This is a genomic window from Streptomyces sp. NPDC056160, from assembly GCF_042268205.1.
GTDB lineage: Bacteria > Actinomycetota > Actinomycetes > Streptomycetales > Streptomycetaceae > Streptomyces.
The window spans coordinates 1-1,703 of record NZ_JBHJUW010000334.1 but is presented as its reverse complement, the minus strand read 5'-3'; the positions used below and the strand labels follow the sequence as shown (position 1 = coordinate 1,703).

Below are 1,703 nucleotides of genomic sequence, written 5' to 3'. Positions count from 1 at the left end.
TTCCGCAACGCTACGAACCAGCGCCTACGCACACGCTGCGTCACCACCCGCCGAGCCCGCGGACACCTCCGCACCGCTCAACTTTGAAGACCCCGCAACGCCGGACCACTTCAGGGACGGGATGTCTGCGTAACGTGGTTGCCGGCGTGTGGTGCCGCAGGGACGGCCGGGAGTTGGGGACACAAGAGGCGAGGGGCACGCGCACATGGTCGACACGACCGCGATAGATCTCTTCCTCGGCCTGGACCTGGGCAAGGAGTTCCACCACGCCCACGGCCGGACCGCGGACGGCAGAACCGTGCACGACAAGCGGCTGCCCAACACCGAGCCGAAGCTGATGGAGCTGTTCAGCAAGCTGGTGGCGAAGTTCGGCACCGTTCTGGTGATCGTGGACCAGGTCGCCAACATCGGCGCGCTGCCGTTGACGGTGGCCCGCGCGGCGGGCTGCCGGGTGGCCTACCTGCCCGGGCTGTCGATGCGCCGCGCCGCGGACCTGCATCCGGGCGAGGCCAAGACCGACGCGCGCGACGCGTTCGTGATCGCCGAGACCGCCCGGACCATGCCGCACACCCTTCGCGCGGTGGACCGTGACGACGAGGTGCTGGCCGAGCTGACCATGCTCACCGGCTACGACAACGACCTGGCCGGCGAGGTCAACCGCGCCACCAACCGGCTGCGCGGCCTGCTCTCCCAGATCCACCCCTCGCTCGAGCGCGTGCTCGGCCCACGCCTGGCCTACCCCTATGTCCAGGCCCTCCTCCAACGGCACGGCTCCCCGGCGAGACTGAGGAAACTGGGCCGGGCCCGCTGCGAGGCCCTGCTCAAGGCACACGGCTCGCGCAAGGCCCACCACCTCACCACCGAGATCTTCGACGCGCTCGCCGAGCAGACCCTCGTCGTTCCCGGCACCGAGGCGTCCGCGCTGATCGTGCCCGGTCTGGCCGCCCAGCTCGCCGCCGCCCACGCCCAGCGACAGGCCACCGAGCAGGAGATCGCCGCCCTGCTGGAGGCCCTCCCTCTTTTCCACCTCCTGACGTCCCTGCCCGGCATGGGCGTCAGGACCACGGCCGCCGTGATCGTCGCCATCGGCGACGGCAGCGGCTTCCCCACCGCCGGACACCTCGCCTCCTACGCCGGACTCGCCCCCGCGACGAAGTCCTCGGGGACCTCCATCCGCGGCGAGCACGCACCCCATCGCGGCAACCGGCTCCTCAAACGGGCCCTGTTCCAGGCCGCGTTCGCCGCGATCGGCTGCAAGAGCGACCTGTCCTCGCGGGTCTACTACGACCGCCAGCGCACCCGCGGCAAGACCCGCCGAGGAGCCGAGGGGAGTCTCACCCCTCGGCTCTCACAGATCCGTGTGTAACAGTCTCCCGTTACACGGCTCTTGCCGTTCTGATCACCAACCTGACGCGGCCACCGTCGTGCAGCGCCAATGCGTGAACATGCGGGGATACCGCTGAGCGATCTCCCGCACCTTCGCAAGGGCCTTCCGCAGCGGCGCGAGCCGTTCGTACTTCTGGCGGATCCAACGCACCAAGTAGGCATTGATGCGCTTCCAGAAACGGGTCAACTCGCTCGGCCTGAACCGGCCGTAGTAGTTGATCCACCCCGCCACCACAGGATTGATCCTGCGGGCGAGGTCGGTGAAGGACAGATCCGAGCGCGTGTGCAGGTGCCAGGACCGCACCTCGCCGCTGATC

1 protein-coding gene and 1 pseudogene are annotated in these 1,703 nt (G+C 69.3%); one reads left to right on the top strand and one right to left on the bottom strand.

Going from position 1 to position 1,703, the window contains the following annotated elements; all coding sequences use genetic code 11:
- Positions 1-205 precede the first annotated feature (205 nt).
- Positions 206-1,324: pseudogene (locus ACFC02_RS42530) on the top strand (IS110 family transposase); the annotation flags it as partial.
- Positions 1,325-1,399: 75 nt separating this feature from the next.
- Here the strand turns inward: ACFC02_RS42530 and ACFC02_RS42525 are convergent.
- A partial coding sequence (locus ACFC02_RS42525) for a group II intron maturase-specific domain-containing protein (protein ID WP_376368395.1) occupies positions 1,400-1,703 on the bottom strand: 304 nt, incomplete at its 5' end.